The organism is Austwickia sp. TVS 96-490-7B, from assembly GCF_019331795.1.
Taxonomy (GTDB): domain Bacteria; phylum Actinomycetota; class Actinomycetes; order Actinomycetales; family Dermatophilaceae; genus Austwickia.
Genome location: NZ_JAHPZL010000034.1, coordinates 1 through 17,025, shown reverse-complemented (window position 1 = coordinate 17,025; position 17,025 = coordinate 1). Strand labels below are relative to the sequence as shown.

The following is a 17,025-nucleotide window of genomic DNA, read 5'->3' as shown; positions in this document are numbered from 1 at the left end:
CAAGGGGGCGGAACCCGGTGCTTGGCGTTTCGGGGCAGGCGAAAGCCCGGCCGCAAACACCGTGAGCGTCCTGTCACTCCGTGAGCGTCCCGTCGGACGTACAGTGCCGCCCTGGCGTGTCAGGTGCCTCGCCACCTCAGACTTATGACCTGCACTTTGATGGTGAGGCCAGCGTCCTACCACCGCGAGGTCCGCAGCTATGTACGTCCGTCAGAACAGCGCCTCGCCCCCTGAGCACCAGGACTCGATCTACAATGAACGTCTTTGCGTCGTGCCCGCCCGCACCTCTGCCTGCGATCCGAATGTGCGACCCGATCTGACCGGGTCTGTCCGCGCTAACCGCCGGACTGCATCGTCGACATGTCCCGGCGTCGTCCCACTACGCATGCCGTTCTCGCTCCTGATTTTTTGAGGTGATCTCGTCATGCCTTCGGACGCCGATCTGCGTTCTGAACAGTTGTATCTGGACCACGCCCGCCGACAGCTCGCACGGATGCGCGACCGGGTGTCCTCCTTGGAAGCTCATAGCGGCGATGCCGTGTCTGCTGAAGCATTGGCCGCCGCGTTGTGGATGCGCCAGAGAGCATTGACTGACGACGGTCAATCAACGCTGTTCTTCGGTCGTCTCGACGTGGCCCCGTCGCATCCGGTGGCTGGCGATGCGCCACGGCTGTATATCGGTCGCCGCCACATCGGCGATGAGTCCGGGGACCCGGTGGTCATTGACTGGCGGGCTGAGGTGTCTACCGCGTATTACCGGGCCAGCCGGGCGGACCCGATGGATGTGTCGGTGCGCCGCCGTTTCGGATGGGATGGCGGTCGCATCACGGCGATTGAGGAGGAGCATTTCGACGACGGGGGCGTGGACGAGGAACCGTCGCAGATTTTGGCGGCGGAGATTGAGCGACCCCGGGTCGGGCCGATGCGGGACATCGTTTCGACGATTCAGCCGGAGCAGGACGAGTTGGTGCGCATGGGGGCCGATACGACGGTGTGTGTGCAAGGAGCCCCGGGCACGGGGAAAACTGCGGTGGGCTTGCACCGCGCGGCGTGGCTGCTTTATGCCTTTCGGGAGCGGCTGGCTCGCCAGGGGGTGCTGGTCGTAGGGCCGAACCGGGCGTTTTTGGATCACATCGGCGCGGTGTTGCCCGCGCTGGGTGAGGTGGATGTCAGGCATACGACTCTGGCTGATTTGGTGGGCGCGGATGCTGGGGTGCGGGTCCGTGGCCAGGACACGGTGGAGCAGGCCGTGTTGAAGGGGGACGCGCGGATGGCTGAGGTGCTGTATCGAGCGGTGTGGGCGCATTTGGTGGAGCCGCAGGAGCCGTTGCGGGTGCCGCGAGGTGCGTCGGTGTGGCGTGTTTCGGTGGCGGAGGTGACGGCGGCGATCGCGGCGTTGCGCCGTCGTGGTGTGCGTTATGAGGCTGGTCGGGCGTTGTTGCCGCAGAGCCTGGCCCATCTGGTGTTGGTGCGGATGGAGGCGTCTGGAGGGATGCCTGATGATCGGGTGCAGGATGCGGTGTCTCGGTCAGCACCGGTCCGGGCCTATGTCAGGTCGTGTTGGCCTGCCTTGACTCCGGCGCAGGTGTTGCACCGGTTGTGGTCGGATCCTGCGGCTCTTGCGGCGGCTGCTGAGGGGATCCTTTCCGCGCAGGAGCAAGAGGTGCTGCGGTGGCGCAGGGCTCCTCGTACGCCGGGGTCGGCTCGGTGGTCTCCGGCAGCTGCGGTGCTGCTGGATGAGGTGGCGGATGTATTGACCCGGACTGGCAGCGTCGGTCATGTCATTTTTGATGAGGCGCAGGATGCGTCGGCGATGCAGTTGCGGGCGGTGGGGCGGCGGTGTTCGACGGGCGCAGCGACCGTGTTGGGGGATATCGCGCAGGGCACGACGCCGTGGGCGACGACGTCGTGGGAGGAGACGGTGGCTCATTTGGGCAAGCCGGAAGCGGAGATCACTGAGCTGACCAGGGGCTTTAGGGTGCCTGCTGCGATCATTGACTTCGCGGCGGCGTTGTTGCCCGCGATTGCTCCTGGGATCGCGCCGCCGTCGTCGGTGCGCCATGAATCTGGGCGGCTGGAGATCCGTCAAGTGGACCGGTGGGAGGTGGCGTTGCCGCAGGCGGTGGAGGCTGCGAGCGCTCAGCCGGGCACGGTTGGGGTGATTGTGGCGTCGCGGCAGGTGTCGTCGATGAGTGCGGTGTTGGCTGACTCAGGGGTGGAGTTTGGGCTGCTCGGCTCTGATCGTGGAGATGTTGCGCATCGGGTGGTGGTGGTTCCGGCTGAGGTCGCGAAGGGGTTGGAGTTTGATTCGGTGGTGGTGGTGGAGCCGGCGGCGATTGTGGCTGGTGAGGCGGATGTCCGCACCGGTTTACGACGGTTGTATGTCGTGGTGACGCGTGCGGTGTCTGCTTTGACGGTGTTGCATGAAGCGCCGTTGCCTGAGGCTCTGGTTCTCAGCCCGGAGTCTGAGTCTGAGGTGGTGTGATGATGTCACCTGGATTGTGAGAGTCACTCTTGACAGCATGGTGACGACCGGTCCCCACCCGGTGCAGTGATGGCATATGTTTGGTGTCTGCTGCGCAGAAATGGAGCGCCATGGCCCACACCACCATTGATGACGCGTATGCGCAGGCGTTGACCCTGCTGGATCCGCATCGACGCGCTTGGGTGGTCGCTGTGGTTCGCTTTGCTGGTGTGGGTGAACGGATCGATCTGACGCAGGCTGTTCCGTTGGCTATTTTGGAGGGTTTGTTTCCTTCGGGTCCGTTTGCATTCCAGGTTCGTGGGATGTCTGCGATGTCGGCTGAGTTGGTGGGTGGACCGGATTGTCCGGTTGGCCGGGTGGGTGATTCTGCTGACCGGTATGTGAGTTTGCGGATGTGTAGTGGTACGCCGGGGACGCTCGCGGTGGGTTTGACGCGCTCTGGTCGGCTTGATGATGGGTCGGTGGAGCCGAGCCATGTCTTGCTCAGTGATGCTGAGTCGGTGCTCACTGACACGTGTGCGCTGGTTCAGGCGTGTCTGACGTTGCTGGATCATAGGGGCGTGGTGGAGCTTCTGCTGCGGGTTGCGTGTGACATCCCTGGTCGTCCGGTGGAGCTGCGGGTGTACGACGAGGATTGTGGTGACACGCTCTGTCCGCCGTCTGGGCGACACGCTGTGGCGCCGTTGCGGCTGTCCACGGTGGCCCCGATCAGTCAGGTTGAGGCTGAGCGGGTGGTGTGGGAGGCAGCGTCGACGCTGGCCACAGCGTTTGGGGCGTCTCGTCCGCAGCTTCTGGGGCAGGCTCGCTCGGATCGCGCAGATATTCCTCTGCGGCAGATTCATCCCAACATGACGTCGTCAGGGCCTGTGGGCCGCTAGCGTGGCGGTGGGCATGGGCGCCGCTGCGGCAGCATCGTGCCGCGCTACGTGGTCATCAGGAGGAATCATGCCCGCCCGTCCCGGCGATTGGGTCCAGATTCACCGTGTCGTTCTCGCTCCTCATGAGCGGACTGGCAAGTTGCCCGAGGACACTCGGGCCGTTCCCTTCGAGTCCTGGTCAAAAGGTTTCCTTGTCGGTCGCGCCGCTGATGAGACCGTTGGCGGTCCTGTTGACGTTGGGGTTGCCGGGGTTTCGGTCGGTGACCTGGTGGAGGTCGAGACTGTCGTGGGGCGGCGGTTGCGCGGACGTTTGGTCGCTCTGAACCCTGGGTATGACCACGGTTTCGGCACGACGTACGTGCCTGAGCTGTTGCACGTGGCTCGACAGGCTCAGGCTGTTCTCGCCGAGGCGCATCGTGATCGGGATCGGCACGACCTGGCAGGAGGACGATGATGACCATCGTGGATCGGGGCAATGGGACGAGCGTGGGCGATCGTTCCTATGATGCGGTGATGGCACGTAATGGCGCCATTATGCGGGCTGCTCTTGGGGTGGATTACGCCGGATATGAGTCTGGGTCGATTGCGTTTGATTATGACCGGCTGATGGGTGATGTCGGCTATACGGTCGACGATGTTCGGGAAGCTCAACGGCGTGTTGGGGTGGGAAACACCCCATTGTTGGAGTTGCGACGTCTGACTGCATTGGCTCGCCAGTGCGCCGAGGATGGGTTGGGCGCCCGGATCTTTGTGAAGGATGAGCAGACCAATCCGTCCGGATCCTACAAGGATCGGCGTGCATCTATGTCCATTGTGCAGGCCCGTGAACTGGGATTTCGCGGTGTCGCTGCCGCCACTTCTGGCAATTATGGCGCGGCAGTGGCCAGTCAGGCTGCGATGGCTGGCTTGAAGTGCGTGATCGCGCAGGAATGTTATGACTCAGCGCGGATCGGGCAGCCGGAGATCTTGGAGAAGATGCGCAAGTGTGAGGCGTTGGGCGCGGAGGTCATGCAGCTTTCCGTTGGCCCAGAATTGTTCTACAGCTATTTGCTCATGCTGGAGGAGACGGGATATTTCAACGCGAGCTTGTATTCGGCGTACGGCATCGCTGGGGTCGAGCCGCTGGGTGTGGAGATCGTCGAGCAGTGCCACAGCTTGCTCGGCAAGGCTCCTGAACATGTCATTGCCACTAATGCCGGTGGGGGCAATCTGACTGGCACTGCCCGCGGATTGCGCATCGCCGGGGCTCATCACACTCTGGTGCATGGCGCTTCGGTGGACTTGCACGGGCTGTCGATGGCGAGTGACCACGATTTCAACCGCAAGTCGTTCACGACCGGCCACACGGGCTTTGGGATGCCGTATGCCACTGATCCCGACCACTCTGATGTGCCTCGTTCCGCAGCCCGACCGCTGCGCTATATGGATGACTATCTGCTGGTCAAACAGGGCGAAGTGTTTGCCATGACTGAACTTCTCGCCCACCTCGAGGGCATGGAGCGCGGCCCGGCGGGCAACACCTCTCTAGCTGCAGCATTTGCTTTGGCGCGAACTCGCCCACGCGATGAAGTCATCGTCGTACAGGAAACTGAATACACCGGCGCTGGCAAACACCCGCTCGCCCAGCTTTCTTTCGCCCGGGATATGGGTATCGAGGTGCGTTTGGGTGATCCCGACGATGAAATCCCGGGGCGTTCAATTGTGTTGCCTGACCATCCGTCGCGAATCAGCGCACGGTACGCCGACCTTGAGCGGATGCGCACGTCGTACATTCGCAATGCTGTCGACCACGTTGGCGGCGCTCAGGCTGTCGGTGGTGGCACCGGCATTGCTTCGGCTGTCGATGTGGATTATCTCGTCGCGGAAACGCGCACCGATGAGCGGTTCGTCCGTCGTACTTTAACGAATCTGGGCGTTGGTTTTAGCGGCAATGGTGCGGTCATCCGCACGTAAAGCTTCACGTAAGGCTTCCCAGATCCGTCGACGGCTAACCTGGCCGTCGACGGTGTTCTGATTTATCGGTCATTGTCGCTGCGCCGCACTATGGGGGGCTGCGCGGACCAGGGAAACGTGATCCATTGTGAGGTACGACGCCACACGTAGTCGGCCTTGATCAACGAGTGGGGTTTTTCGTAGAGCACGGCCACCCTGGTCTCGGCGACATGGGGCGCGCAAAAGTCATGCACCTGCTTCAGCGTGCGGCCGGTGTCGGCGACATCATCGACAATCAATACCCGCTGTCCTGAGAGGTCACCTGGTGCGGGCAGCGGGGGCAGGAACACCGGTTCATTCAACCGGGCGTCCACTCCGGTGTAGAACTCCACGTTGATGATGTGCAATGCCTTGATGTCCAGCGCATAGCTGATCGCACCAGTGGGCAGCAGACCACCCCGGGTGATCGACAAGACCAGGTCTGGTTCAAACCCTGAATCGACGATGCTGTGGGCCAGCTCTCGGGATGCTGCGCCGAAGGTGTCCCAGGTCAACACTTCACGTTCATCGCTCACAGCACCATCCTGCCAGGATCACAGCCGCCTCATCTGTCACAGCTGACACTTATTTTTCGGCATCACATCGCTCACCGCGCCGCTGAAGCACCCCCACACCGCCGTCACGGAGGCCGCCGGACCACCGCCGCTGAGCCCGCCGTACGACGGAGATGCCGACCGCTTGTCGATGTCTGGTCGAGGTACTGACAGCACTCCGCCGACACACCACCTGTCACACCGATAGTGTTCCGTCGCACGGATATTCATGATGCACAGTTGGTATCCGGGGGCGCTTTGGCGACCCTGGACGAAGGAGTCCCCATGCGTCGTTCCCGTTTGAGTGTCGCTGCGCTGGCCGTCGCCGGAGTGACTGCGGCAACCACCTCCTTCGTCATACCACCCGCCTCCGCTGCGACTCCCCCACCTGCCCCACCAGGCACCACTCATGCACCAGCAGACCCGGCGTCTCCCACATCTCCGGCAGCGCCTGCGCCAGCCTCCCCAAAGACCCCAGAGGGCATCTCGACCGGAACATCCCGATCCACCACCCCGAGCGCCGACGCGAGCGCACCTCACGATCCTCGACACCGACGTACGGAACCCACGACGAGCACGAGCCGACCCACGTCACCCAGCGGGTCGCCATCCGCACGTGGCGTCTCATGCCCGTGGGTAGGTTCGACGGCCCCCGCTGCCGACCGCGCCCGCCAATTGCTGCAGAAGATGACCGTGGATGACAAAATCGCACTGGTCCACGGCACCGCGCGCCCCCTGCAGGCATACGGACCGACCTACGCCGGTCAGGTTGCCGCCAACCCCCGTCTCTGCATCCCCGCGCTGAGCCCGACCGATGGGCCCGCCGGCATCGGTAACAACAAAACCGGGGTGACGCAGCTGCCCGCGCCGGTCTCTCTGGGCGCCACCTTCGACCGCGATCTCGCACGACGGTACGGCGAAGTCATCGGCACCGAGACCGCAGCAAAGGGCGCTAACCACGCATTGGGACCTGGGATGGACGTCACTCGGGATCCCCGCTCAGGGCGCAGTTTTGAAAATTTCGGCGAAGACCCCACTTTGGTCGGCCAGTTAGGGGCTGCGGAGATCCGTGGCGTGCAATCCCGAGGCGTGCTGGCCACCGCAAAACATCTCGGCGCTTACACCCAAGAAACAGCCCGAAACACTGCCTTGGGCGACGCCAAAGTCGACCTGCGCACGTTGAATGAGCTATACCTGGCACCCTTCGAGGCGGCAGTTGACGCCAAAGTCGCCTCGATCATGTGCAGCTATAACAAAGTTAATGGCGTCCACGCCTGTAACAATGGATATCTCATGAATCAGGTCCTGAAGGGGCGAATGGGATTCCCTGGTTTCATCATCTCTGATTGGTTTGGAATGCACGCCGCATTGGCCTCAGCGAATGCTGGCCTTGACCTTCAGATGCCAGACTCTTGTTATTTTGATCAACGGCTACGCAAAGGTGTTTCGGAAGGGAAAGTATCGTCAGCCCGCCTCGACGACATGGCCACTCGCATCGCGACAGCCATGTTTACTGCTGGCCTGTTTGACAAAAAACCCACGGGCTCACCAGACGCACCCGTAAGCACACCGGAGCATGCACAAGTGGCTCGTCAGGTGGCGACGGACTCCATGGTGTTGATGAAGAACGACGACGTCTTGCCCTTGTCGTCAGCGGTGAAAAAGATCGCCGTGATCGGATCAGCCGCTGGTCGTGATGTCATCGCATCCGGTGGGGGAAGCGCTCACGTGGTCGCAGATCGAGTGGTGACTCCTTTGCAGGGCATCACCGCTCGCGCTGAAAAAGCCGGGGCTTCGGTGACTCATTACGGCGGGATCCTCCCTGCGGCCGCGGCAAAAACCGCCGGTGAGGCCGACGTCGCGATCGTGGTGGCCCGGTCGTGGTTCTCCGAAAACAAAGACCAGGCCAATACCAGCCTTGACCTGGTGCAACGCAACATCATCGATGCTGTCGCCAAAGCCAACAAGCGCACCATCGTGGTGTTGAACACCGGTAACCCCGTCGATATCCCGTTTGTTTCCTCCGTGTCCGGCATGATCTCGGCGTGGTATCCGGGGCAAGAGTTCGGCACTGCACTGGCCGCTGTCCTGTGGGGTGACGCCAACCCATCAGGACGCCTACCGGTGACATTCGCTGCCGACCCGGCAGATCTACCCGCAGCCAGCAAAGACCGGTTCCCTGGCGGCCACCATTCCGAGGGTTTAGCCATCGGGTACCGCTGGTATGACCAGCAGAAAAAGACGCCAGCTTTCCCATTCGGGCACGGCCTGTCCTACACCGGGTTCCGCTACGCAGACCTCCAGGTCGGCGCTGATCGTCCTGACGGGTCGATCCCGGTGTCCTTCACGGTGACCAACACCGGCAAACGGGCAGGTGCCGTGGTTCCTCAGGTATATGTCGGACCGGCGCCGGGGGTGTCTGGGCCACCGCGCACCTTGGCTGACTTCGTCAAGATCACCTTGGCGCCAGGCGAGTCACGGCGAGTATCAGTGACCTTGTCAGCACGATCAATGGCCCATTTCGATGTGGCTACTAAGGGATTCGTCGAGCAAGCCGGTGCCCGCACCGTGTGGGTGGGCGACTCCTCACGACAGCTACCACTCTCTGGCCACGCAACGGTGTCATCGACCAAAGCGGTCGGCGCGGTGACTCCTGAGCCGTCACCGAACCAGCCTGCAGGCAACGAAACAGCCGCGGAGTCCGCAAAAGACACGATGGTGTGTGGCGCAGCTGGGTTCATGGGCGCCGGGGTGGGACTGGCCTCGTTCTTCGGCCTCCCGCCGTCGATGTTCCGTCAAGGTGTGGCGGCTCCGACGGATGACCCGCGATGAGCGGGCGTCGTACGGCGTCGCTGGCTGCGCTGGCAGCGACGGTGACCTTGACCCTGCCCACGGGAGCCACGATGTCGTGGGCTGCCCAACCTGACATCTCCGGGACTCACCCCACCCCTGGTCAAGCAGCCACCACGGGGCGCCCCACCCCAGCGCCCCCCACGACGGGTTCTTCCACGACGGGGCATGCCCCAGCGACTCCCCCAGCGATCGATCCTCCCGCAACGCCTCCTCACCCCACGGCAACGCACCTCCCATCGGCTCCCGCCACCACCCCCTCGGTACGACGAGCAACACCCCCTCCCCCCACCGCGCGTCGCTCCACCGCAGCACCCAGCCCAGACAATGGACACGCCCCGACCCGGGAATCGCTACGCCAGGCTGGTCCCCACGACGTGGAGACCATGCGGTTACCCCGAGAAAAGACCGGGACCGGGTTCGCTGACGTCGTGGCCTTGTTGCCGACTCATCAACCCGGCCCGACACCCACCGTCGTGATGATGCCCGGCTTATCAGGATCAGCGGAGACAATCCGTTGGGTCGGCGAACGACTAGCCAGTCACGGCTATGCCGCGTTCATCGTGGAACCACCCAGCATGCTGGACGGGCCCGCGGCACGAGGCAAAGCAGTGAACGCTGCAGCCGCGTGGCTCATCAGCTCCAGCCCGTGGGCTTCACGACTGGATGGGTCCCGGATCGCGTTATATGGCTATTCAATGGGTGCCGGTGGAGTCCTGGAAGCCACCGATGCGCATCCCCACGTTCGAGCAGTAGTGTCAGTGTTTCCGTGGGACTTCCGGACGTCGTTCCCGTCAGCATCAGCACCGACATTAGTGCTGTCAGGAAGTTCGGACATCACCGCACCGAAGAGTTTCTACGCGACGCCGATCTACCGCAAGCTCACTGGGGTATCGCAGAAAGCATTCGCTGAACTAGCTGGCGCCACTCACACCAGAGTGGAATCCCCCGACGCCCGACTCTCGGAGCTGACACTGGCATGGTTAGGTCGTTTCCTGTTGGACGACCCCCGGTACGACGTGTTCTTGTGTCCGGGGCCCGCGGTGGGCGCGGAATACACGTCATACCAGTCGACCTGCCCGTGGTGACATTGCGGGTGTCTGCCCATGGGACCCTGCCACGGGCAGACACCCGCAATGTCAGGACTTCGTCACTTTGTAGACCTTTTGTTCTCCTTTGCCGCTCAGGAACTTATCATTGTGTTGCCGCCACTCCTCTATCGAAGGGTCAGGATTGGGGCCCATCAACCTCTGGTCGACCATCCGCCCCGTCCCCTGATATCCGTCCGATAAGTGGGACTCCATGAGCTTGTTCTCTTCGCCGTAGTACATCCGTCCACGCACATCACTTTTCACAGTGATCCAGTTTTTCCGATCAGGATTTTCTCGGCCTTCAAGTTTAGGCACGGCGTCAGAATCATGCTCAAGGGCAAGGACATCGATGTTTGGAGGGATCTCGAAACGCGCAATAGGCGATCCAGCCGTGACGACGCTTTGCACATTGTAGGCCTGACGGAATTTGGGGTCAGAGGCTAGGGCTGCAGCACAAATCCCTCCTTGACTGTGGCCGTTCAACATCACCGGATCTCCCGGTTCAATACCAGCTTCCTTCATCGCTGCAGCAACCTGCCGTTGCAATTCCACCTGATTTCCGGCCATCAGGCCCACATTGCTGCTGAGGTCAACGGGGTTGTTGGTCCGCACCGGACCCCAAGCCTGCGTGCCCGGAATCGTCACGATATATTTCGGAGGGGTGCCCTCGAGCTTGGTGATGGCAATGGCAGCCTCATCCCCCTCAACCTTGTCGCATTGCCCCTGAACAAAACCATCCATTTCGATGAGGCCTTCAACACTTCTGGGGGGATCCATCTGACCTTTCACATGGTCGGACGGCGAAACCTTAAACCCGCCGGTATCCTCGAATATTCCGCCATTCTGGCCGGCGTTGACCAATCCCCCAACCAAAGTTTCATAGTCGTCGGTGGGCCACCGTCCCCCGGTGAGATAGCGCGTGATAGACGCCCACATACCCCCTGGCCCCATAGCACTTCCTTGGAGGAGCCACGGCGCACATCTCGTGAGGGTGTCGAGGTGTTCTGGATGGTTAAACAGATAATCCTGGATACCTTTCGACCCGACTTGCTTCACGCCAAATGCGAGCAGCAGAGCCGCCGCAGGATTCGTCATTACCCAGCCCGCAGCGCCAACAGCCAAGAGCGGCAAACCAGTCCCCAAGGCAGTAAGGCCAAGGTTCGTGAGGCGTTCCAGCCCGTCTTTAGCGAGTGCGTCGACACGACGGTACGACTCGATGACCAGCCCGAGCTGCTTACTGCGCGCCGAGATCTGCACCCCCCGAGGCACCGCTCCGGCTCGCCCGGCGGCGGCGTCGGCGATAGCCGTTTCGGCAGAGAAAACTTCACTGGGGCAGAGGAGCGCCGCTTGGGCGAAGGCGGAGTCGAGAGCGCGGCCACCAATGGTGGTGCCACACTCACGGAGGTCTCCGCCGATCATGTCCATCTGCCTGGCGTGCGCAGTCATGTTGTCCAGCTGGGCGGCAAAGCCCCCGGACCCGCCGCTGATCCTCAGGGTGGAGGGGTTCCCTGGGCGCACTTTGGGGCTGATGGGAGCCCTGGGCGCGATGAATCGGGCATCCATATTCGGGGTCATGATTCTTCTCCACCGGTGTGGCCTGGGGTGTGTGCTCTGGACAGGTGCTCGCTCAAGTCCACAGTGAGTAGATGGCCCATCGCGGCGCGGTCGTAGGGGGTGCTGACGATGTGTGCGTCGCTGGTGGTGTGGGTTTCGACCCAGCCTGCACGAGTGAGCAGCAGCCTTAATATGCGATGGCCTGCGGCGCTGTGGGTTTCGATGAGGGCGTCCCCTTCGACGGCTGCGACAAGAGCTCTCAGCAGCGGGGGAACCTCAGCCAAGCCGTCGTTGTCAAGCAGTAGACGTACGTCGTCGACGCGTCCATCAGTGAGGGCGTGAGTGAGGGGAAGGAGGGTTTCTTCGGGCAGGCTAAAAGCGATAGCTTCGTCGGTTAATGGCCGGTCGATGAGATAGCGCAGAATTTCATCGATGACATGTTCCAGTTCGACAGCGCTGATTTCGACGCCTGGTTTGATGTGCGGCTGTCCGTCAATGATGGTGACGGATCGGCGTACCTCGACGGCAGCAAACTGGCTGATCCACAGGCGTAAAGCAACTCCATGGGGGCCAACGGCGGCTTGCACATCGACCTGGACGTGATGGTCCTGAGTGATCGACAACGCGGCCTGCAGGGCCTGGTCGAGGTCGTCGATGATGGCGGTATCAGCCTCAGGCGCGAGCTCACCAGGGGGTAGCTCGCCGAGGAAATCAGGCAGATCAGGGATGATCGCAGCGATCCGCTGCCAATCACTCTGGGGGACAACGACACGCAGCGCGCCGTCACGGGGCTCTAGCGGATATTTCGCCATTGTCAATGTCCGATCTTTCGAGCGAGATCAAGCCAACCTGGAGATCCGGGTGGCGGCAGGTGCGGCACGCCGTCTAGCAGCACTTTGGCATTGCGGTAAATTTCAGAGTCGGCATGGCTAATGGTGTCCCAGGCACGTCCGGCCAGTCCGCTGACAGTGCGTTCTGCGTTGTGAATCGCGTCAGTGACCACTCGTTGGGCTGCCTCAATGGCTCGCTGGCGTTCTTCTAAGGCATGCGCCAGAGTGTCAACGGCGCGGGCAGCTTCGAAGGTTTCGTCGGCGGTGCTGCCCAGATCCCTGACATGCTGTTCGATCTTTTCGCGGAATCGCTCAGCGGCAGGCCCATGCCACGTGATGCCGTAGTGCTGCCTGACTCGGGCGCTCATGTCCTCAATGTCGCGGGCATCCCGACGTAAGTGATTCGCAATGTCCCGCAAGGCGTTTGGATCCCCGCCGATGGTCATGTCGTTGTCCTCCCCTGGCCCTACAGTAGGTAGGCTTCCTACTGGCCTGAGGTGCAGCTGAGCTGTCGCGCAACGAAATTCAACCGATGGGCCATCGCACGCCACGAGATACCGTGCACCTGCAATGCCACCGAGCTGATCGCCCCCGACGTGTCACACACCCGTCAGACCCTGATTCGTGGCGCAATTCTGACATTTTCTCGACACAGACAGAGGCCGATATCAGCAAAAATGGAGGCATGGCGCCGTGGCCTGCTACGAAAGAGCAGGGTACGGAGGGACTTTCACACCATGGGATGACCTATCTCTGTCCACAATGCGGGTGATCCGCTCCCGCAGCCCTGGGCTGGCTCCTCGCCGAAGACCCCGACCCCACGTTTGATCACCCACAGCGCCGTCCATCCGCACGTCTCTCGTCCGCCTCCCCGATGTCCTCCGCACATCTCCCCGATCTCTTCCGCATGCCTCCCCGATGTCCTCCGCACGCCTCCCGCACCATCCATCCGGCGGTTCCTGCATCCACCAAACCCGCCCACGGGCGACATCCCGACATAAAACCCCAGGTCACCCCTCCCAAAACCCGCCCACGGGCGCAAAACCCCAGAGCCGACCTGCGCATTCACACCCAAAACCCGCCCACGGGCGACATCAGGCAGTTCAAAACCCGCCCACGGGCGACACCCCGACATAAAACCCCAGGTCACCCCTCCCAAAACCCGCCCACGGGCGGTTGTGGGGGCAGTTGTAGGGGCGGCTGTGGGAGTGAAGGTGAGGGTGGGAGTGAAGGTGAAGGTAAGGGTGGGAGTGAAGGTGAGGGTGGGAGTGAAGGTGGGAGTGAAGGTGAAGGTGGGAGTGAGGGTGAGGGTGGGGGTGCCACGGGCAGCGGTCAGGCAGCGCCGCAGGAGAACTTCTGGATCAGGGTTTGCAGCTCGCTGGCGTGTCCGGCCAGGTCAGCGGCAGCTTGACTGGCGGAGCGGGCAGCGTCCTTAGTTTCTTGGGCGCCCCGGGTTGTTTTGCTGACGTTGTCGGCGATGTTGTCAGCGCTGTGAGCAGCTTCTGAGACGTTGCGGCTCATTTCGTTGGTGGTGGCGGTTTGTTCCTCTACGGCGGAGGCGATCGTCGATTGGGTGTCGTTGATCTGGGCGATGATCGAGGAGATCTGACCGATGGCGGCGACCGCAGCTTGGGTGTCGATTTGGATGGCTTCGACACGTCGGGCGATGTCTTCGGTGGCACGGCCAGTTTCTTGGGCGAGGTCTTTGACTTCGGTGGCGACGACAGCGAAGCCTTTACCAGCCTCGCCGGCGCGGGCGGCTTCGATAGTGGCGTTGAGGGCGAGGAGGTTGGTTTGTTCGGCGATGGAGGTGATGGTTTTGATGACGTTGCCGATCTCCATGCTTGATTCGCCGAGTTTGGCGACGGTGGTGTTGGTGACGTCTGCGACGGAGACGGCTTGTCGGGCGACACCGGCCGCGTCGGTAGCGTTCTTGGAGATCTCTCGGATGGACGCGGTCATTTCTTCGGTGCCAGCGGCCACGGTTTGCACTGTGCTGGACATGACGGTTGCTGCGTCTTCGATGCTGCTGAGTTGGCTGGTGGATTGTTCTGCGGTGGCGCCGACTTGGCTCGAGACGGCGGTGAGTTCTTCGGATGCGGCTGCGACGACGGTGGAGACCTGCCCGACTTGGGTGAGGAGTGAGCAGATGTTGGTGCGGGTGGTTTCGTTGGCGTGGGCCATCTGACCGACTTCATCTTCGGTGAAGGCTCGGGCGGGGACTTGGAAGTTGCCGCGGCCCATCGCTTCGATGCTGTGGCGCACGGAGTTGACGGATCGGATGACTCTGTTGGAGATGAGCGTTGCCAAGCCGGCAATAGCAGCGGTCGCGAGGACACCGATCAAGATCATTGACAGGGTGGCGTTGCGTTTCGCGGTGTTTTGGTCTTCTTGGGCAGTGACGACTCGGGCGGAGACTGCTTTGTCTAGATCGGTTGAAGCCTGGGTGGCTTTTAAGGCGAGATCAGTGGCTTGTCCCAGACCTAGAGTTTGCGCTTGTTTTAAGCTGGCCGGGGTGCCTTGTTTGACGAGGGCGATGACCTGGTCGTCAGTGGCAACGAATTCTTTGGTGAGGTCTTTGATGCTTTGGAGTGCTTTTTTAGAAGTGTCGAGTTTCAACGCCGGGAACCCGTCGAGATCACCTTGGAGCTGGGCGATCGCAGTGAGGTAGGTCTGCCGGGCAGGGTGAGTTGATTCGGCGACGGCAGCTCCGTCGACGTAAGCTTGTAGGAGGTATCTATTTTGGGTTCGTTTGATGTTGAAGATCTCGGCTTTGACGGTGAGCGCAGATTTTTGGATGTGGTTGGCGGTGTCAATCTCTTGCGCCGCCGAGTCAAGCTGCTGAATTCCCCATGCGCTGGCTCCGCCGAACAATGCCATACCTAGTATGCCGATGAGGCCAATCAGCATAATCTTGGTGCGCAGTCCCCAGCTGCGATAAAAACTGCGGGGTGCTGTGCTGGTCACAGCGTCCATGATTGCCATCCCCTCTGAGCCCGTCATCCTCGGCCTGATCGGCCCCGATCGTCACGAGATGAGTTGGAAGACAGGCGTCGTCACGTGATCTACCAGACATTGACGTCAGCTCTCCTACGGCGTATGTGACGTGACGCCTCAGCGCAACACCTGGCCCGCAGCGCGATGGAGGAAGCGGGTCGCATCCCCGATTGGGCCTGTCAGCGGGAGGTGAGGCTGCCAGTAGGTGTCGTTTTTACCGGATCGGCATCCACGAAGCCCGTCGCGGTGACGCATCTCGGGATTAGGACGTCCGTCTGTGCGGGTTCACCCAGTAGGCAAGGCGAATCGTACGCTATGACCGTCAGCTCTCCCCGGGACCTAACTCCTTGGGCGTCGACCTTGTTGCCAATAAGGTGGAGTCTCCACCGAAAGGGTCTTATGTCGATCTCGACTCGTGAAGAACTGCTGTCCTCGCAGGTGCGGCGTCGCATCGTCGATTTTGTCCGCGAGCAGCCAGGCTGCCTGGCAGCTGCCGATTTAGGGAACCTCCTCGGACTACATGTGACGACGGTCCGGTTCCATCTGGATCAGTTGGAACAAGCTGGCGTGCTGTTTTCTGAAACTCAACGCCGAGAGACGGTCGGTCGACCCCGCAAGGTGTATACGGTCGCCCCGGAATCAGTGCCGGTGAACGAAGCGGCGTACGTCGTCCTTGCTGATGTCTTAGCTGGGGCGATTCCGGGTGGCGGTCGGGATCGGGCCAAGGCGTCAGAGAAAGCCGGTGAAGAATGGGCGCGGCGCCATGTCAGTGAGTTTGATGTGTCAGGGGCAGAGCAACCATCACCAACGGCGTCTCTGCAAACGTGGCCACCTCCTCCTGGGGCGACACCTGATCTCACGGGCGCCCCGGCACCGCGGGAATTGCCGTTGCGGGAGGTTGTTGATGTCTTGGCGCGGTGGGGTTATCGCCGGGAGACGGTGACGGTGGAGCATCCTGGGCCGGGGTGCCACCGGATGACGTTGCAGCATTGCCCGATGAAGGAAGCGGCGACATTGCACCCGGAGGTGGTGTGTGCTGCGCATCTGGGTCTCGTCCGGGGCACGCTCTCCCGGTTGGGGGTCGCGGATGCCGAGGTGACGGTGATCCCGTTGAGCGCTCCTGATCTGTGCGTGGTGGATCTGCGGGTCCCTGCTGTGCCCAGCGACGAGGCGGGTTCTGGCGTGTTGGATATGTCTGCGTTGGCGCGGCAGTTCGGATGGGCGGGCTGGGACGAGAGTCCAGCTACCGGGGAGTAGATCGAGGCGGTGGCGCGTTGTCACCTGGTGTGAGCCCTTCCACCGGGACCCGATGTCCCCGCTGTCCGTGGACGGGCCCGGACGAGGAGATGACACCACTCATGAAGATCACTGCCAGAACGGTTGGCCGCGTCGCACTCGGAGCCCTGCTCATTCGCGCAGGCATGACCCACTTCGGTGCCCAGCGCAGGGAGTACGCCGAGATCGTCCCTGACTGGTTCCCGGTTGACAAGGACGCCACTGTCGCGGTGTCCGGGGTCGCGGAGATTGCGCAGGGTGCGGCGTTGATTGCGCTGCCCAGTCAGCAGCGCAAGCTGGGGTGCCTGGCAGCGGCCTTCCTCGTCGCGGTCTTCCCCGCCAACATCTGGCAGTACACCCAGCGCAAGGAGTCCTTCGGGATGGATGATGACCGGAAGCGGTTGATCCGGTTGGCGATCCAGCCTGCGTTCATCGCGTGGTCGCTGTGGGCGACGGGTGCATGCCAGGGCAGCTGCTCGAAGGGTTCGAAGGCCTGACATTGACGTCGGGGTGACATATCGGGGCGGTCGGTCTTCTGGG

The 17,025-nt window shown here is 62.1% G+C and carries 13 protein-coding genes; 8 read left to right on the top strand and 5 right to left on the bottom strand.

Translation table 11 applies throughout. The features are described 5' to 3' along the window. Window positions 1–424 precede the first annotated feature (424 nt). From KEM60_RS15620 to ortB, 4 genes are all read left to right on the top strand, one after another. A complete protein-coding gene (locus KEM60_RS15620; protein ID WP_219108950.1) occupies window positions 425–2,485 on the top strand; it encodes an AAA family ATPase in 2,061 nt (686 codons plus the stop codon). Window positions 2,486–2,595: 110 nt separating this feature from the next. Continuing rightward, window positions 2,596–3,363, top strand: a complete 768-nt coding sequence (locus KEM60_RS15615; protein ID WP_219108947.1) for a hypothetical protein — start codon at window positions 2,596–2,598, stop codon at window positions 3,361–3,363. A gap of 67 nt (window positions 3,364–3,430) precedes the next feature. Beyond that, a complete protein-coding gene (locus KEM60_RS15610; protein ID WP_219108944.1) occupies window positions 3,431–3,817 on the top strand; it encodes a 2-amino-4-ketopentanoate thiolase in 387 nt (128 codons plus the stop codon). Then, complete coding sequence (ortB, locus tag KEM60_RS15605) at window positions 3,814–5,316, top strand: 2-amino-4-oxopentanoate thiolase subunit OrtB (RefSeq protein WP_255574736.1); 1,503 nt, start codon at window positions 3,814–3,816, stop codon at window positions 5,314–5,316. Before KEM60_RS15610 ends, ortB begins: the two co-directional genes overlap by 4 nt. Window positions 5,317–5,378: 62 nt before the next feature. Here ortB and KEM60_RS15600 read toward each other — a convergent pair whose 3' ends face one another. Next, entirely contained in the window at window positions 5,379–5,870 is a 492-nt protein-coding gene (locus KEM60_RS15600) for a phosphoribosyltransferase (RefSeq protein WP_219108941.1), read from the bottom strand. A gap of 303 nt (window positions 5,871–6,173) precedes the next feature. On the opposite strand from KEM60_RS15600, the gene KEM60_RS15595 reads away from it, so the two are divergent. After that, the gene (locus tag KEM60_RS15595; protein ID WP_255574735.1) at window positions 6,174–8,720 is read left to right on the top strand and encodes a beta-glucosidase; all 2,547 of its coding nucleotides are present in this window, start codon (window positions 6,174–6,176) and stop codon (window positions 8,718–8,720) included. Continuing rightward, window positions 8,717–9,826 (top strand): dienelactone hydrolase family protein, encoded by a 1,110-nt coding sequence (locus KEM60_RS15590; protein WP_219108938.1) that lies wholly within the window; start codon window positions 8,717–8,719, stop codon window positions 9,824–9,826. Before KEM60_RS15595 ends, KEM60_RS15590 begins: the two co-directional genes overlap by 4 nt. A gap of 51 nt (window positions 9,827–9,877) precedes the next feature. On the opposite strand, the gene KEM60_RS15585 is transcribed toward KEM60_RS15590, so the two are convergent. The 4 genes from KEM60_RS15585 to KEM60_RS15570 form a co-directional block, all read right to left on the bottom strand. Beyond that, entirely contained in the window at window positions 9,878–11,275 is a 1,398-nt protein-coding gene (locus KEM60_RS15585; RefSeq protein ID WP_219108935.1) for a hypothetical protein, read from the bottom strand. 125 nt (window positions 11,276–11,400) lie between these two features. Beyond that, a complete protein-coding gene (locus KEM60_RS15580; RefSeq protein ID WP_219108932.1) occupies window positions 11,401–12,195 on the bottom strand; it encodes a hypothetical protein in 795 nt (264 codons plus the stop codon). Window positions 12,196–12,197: 2 nt separating this feature from the next. After that, window positions 12,198–12,764 (bottom strand): WXG100 family type VII secretion target, encoded by a 567-nt coding sequence (locus tag KEM60_RS15575; protein ID WP_370626390.1) that lies wholly within the window; start codon window positions 12,762–12,764, stop codon window positions 12,198–12,200. A gap of 781 nt (window positions 12,765–13,545) precedes the next feature. Next, window positions 13,546–15,189, bottom strand: a complete 1,644-nt coding sequence (locus tag KEM60_RS15570; protein ID WP_219108929.1) for a methyl-accepting chemotaxis protein — start codon at window positions 15,187–15,189, stop codon at window positions 13,546–13,548. A gap of 420 nt (window positions 15,190–15,609) precedes the next feature. Between KEM60_RS15570 and KEM60_RS15565 the strand changes: the two genes are divergently transcribed. Next, the gene (locus KEM60_RS15565) at window positions 15,610–16,467 is read left to right on the top strand and encodes a metalloregulator ArsR/SmtB family transcription factor (protein ID WP_219108927.1); all 858 of its coding nucleotides are present in this window, start codon (window positions 15,610–15,612) and stop codon (window positions 16,465–16,467) included. 101 nt (window positions 16,468–16,568) lie between these two features. Continuing rightward, a complete protein-coding gene (locus KEM60_RS15560; RefSeq protein ID WP_219108924.1) occupies window positions 16,569–16,982 on the top strand; it encodes a hypothetical protein in 414 nt (137 codons plus the stop codon). Window positions 16,983–17,025: the final 43 nt, after the last annotated feature.

Bases quoted from the DNA above. Each gene is read 5' to 3' on its own strand.
- KEM60_RS15620 (WP_219108950.1), top strand. From the start codon at position 425: ATGCCTTCGGACGCCGATCTGCGTTCTGAACAGTTGTATCTGGACCAC.
- KEM60_RS15615 (WP_219108947.1), top strand. From the start codon at position 2,596: ATGGCCCACACCACCATTGATGACGCGTATGCGCAGGCGTTGACCCTG.
- KEM60_RS15610 (WP_219108944.1), top strand. From the start codon at position 3,431: ATGCCCGCCCGTCCCGGCGATTGGGTCCAGATTCACCGTGTCGTTCTC.
- ortB (WP_255574736.1), top strand. From the start codon at position 3,814: ATGATGACCATCGTGGATCGGGGCAATGGGACGAGCGTGGGCGATCGT.
- KEM60_RS15595 (WP_255574735.1), top strand. From the start codon at position 6,174: ATGCGTCGTTCCCGTTTGAGTGTCGCTGCGCTGGCCGTCGCCGGAGTG.
- KEM60_RS15590 (WP_219108938.1), top strand. From the start codon at position 8,717: ATGAGCGGGCGTCGTACGGCGTCGCTGGCTGCGCTGGCAGCGACGGTG.
- KEM60_RS15585 (WP_219108935.1), bottom strand. From the start codon at position 11,275: ATGACTGCGCACGCCAGGCAGATGGACATGATCGGCGGAGACCTCCGT.
- KEM60_RS15580 (WP_219108932.1), bottom strand. From the start codon at position 12,195: ATGGCGAAATATCCGCTAGAGCCCCGTGACGGCGCGCTGCGTGTCGTT.
- KEM60_RS15570 (WP_219108929.1), bottom strand. From the start codon at position 15,189: ATGGACGCTGTGACCAGCACAGCACCCCGCAGTTTTTATCGCAGCTGG.
- KEM60_RS15565 (WP_219108927.1), top strand. From the start codon at position 15,610: ATGTCGATCTCGACTCGTGAAGAACTGCTGTCCTCGCAGGTGCGGCGT.
- KEM60_RS15560 (WP_219108924.1), top strand. From the start codon at position 16,569: ATGAAGATCACTGCCAGAACGGTTGGCCGCGTCGCACTCGGAGCCCTG.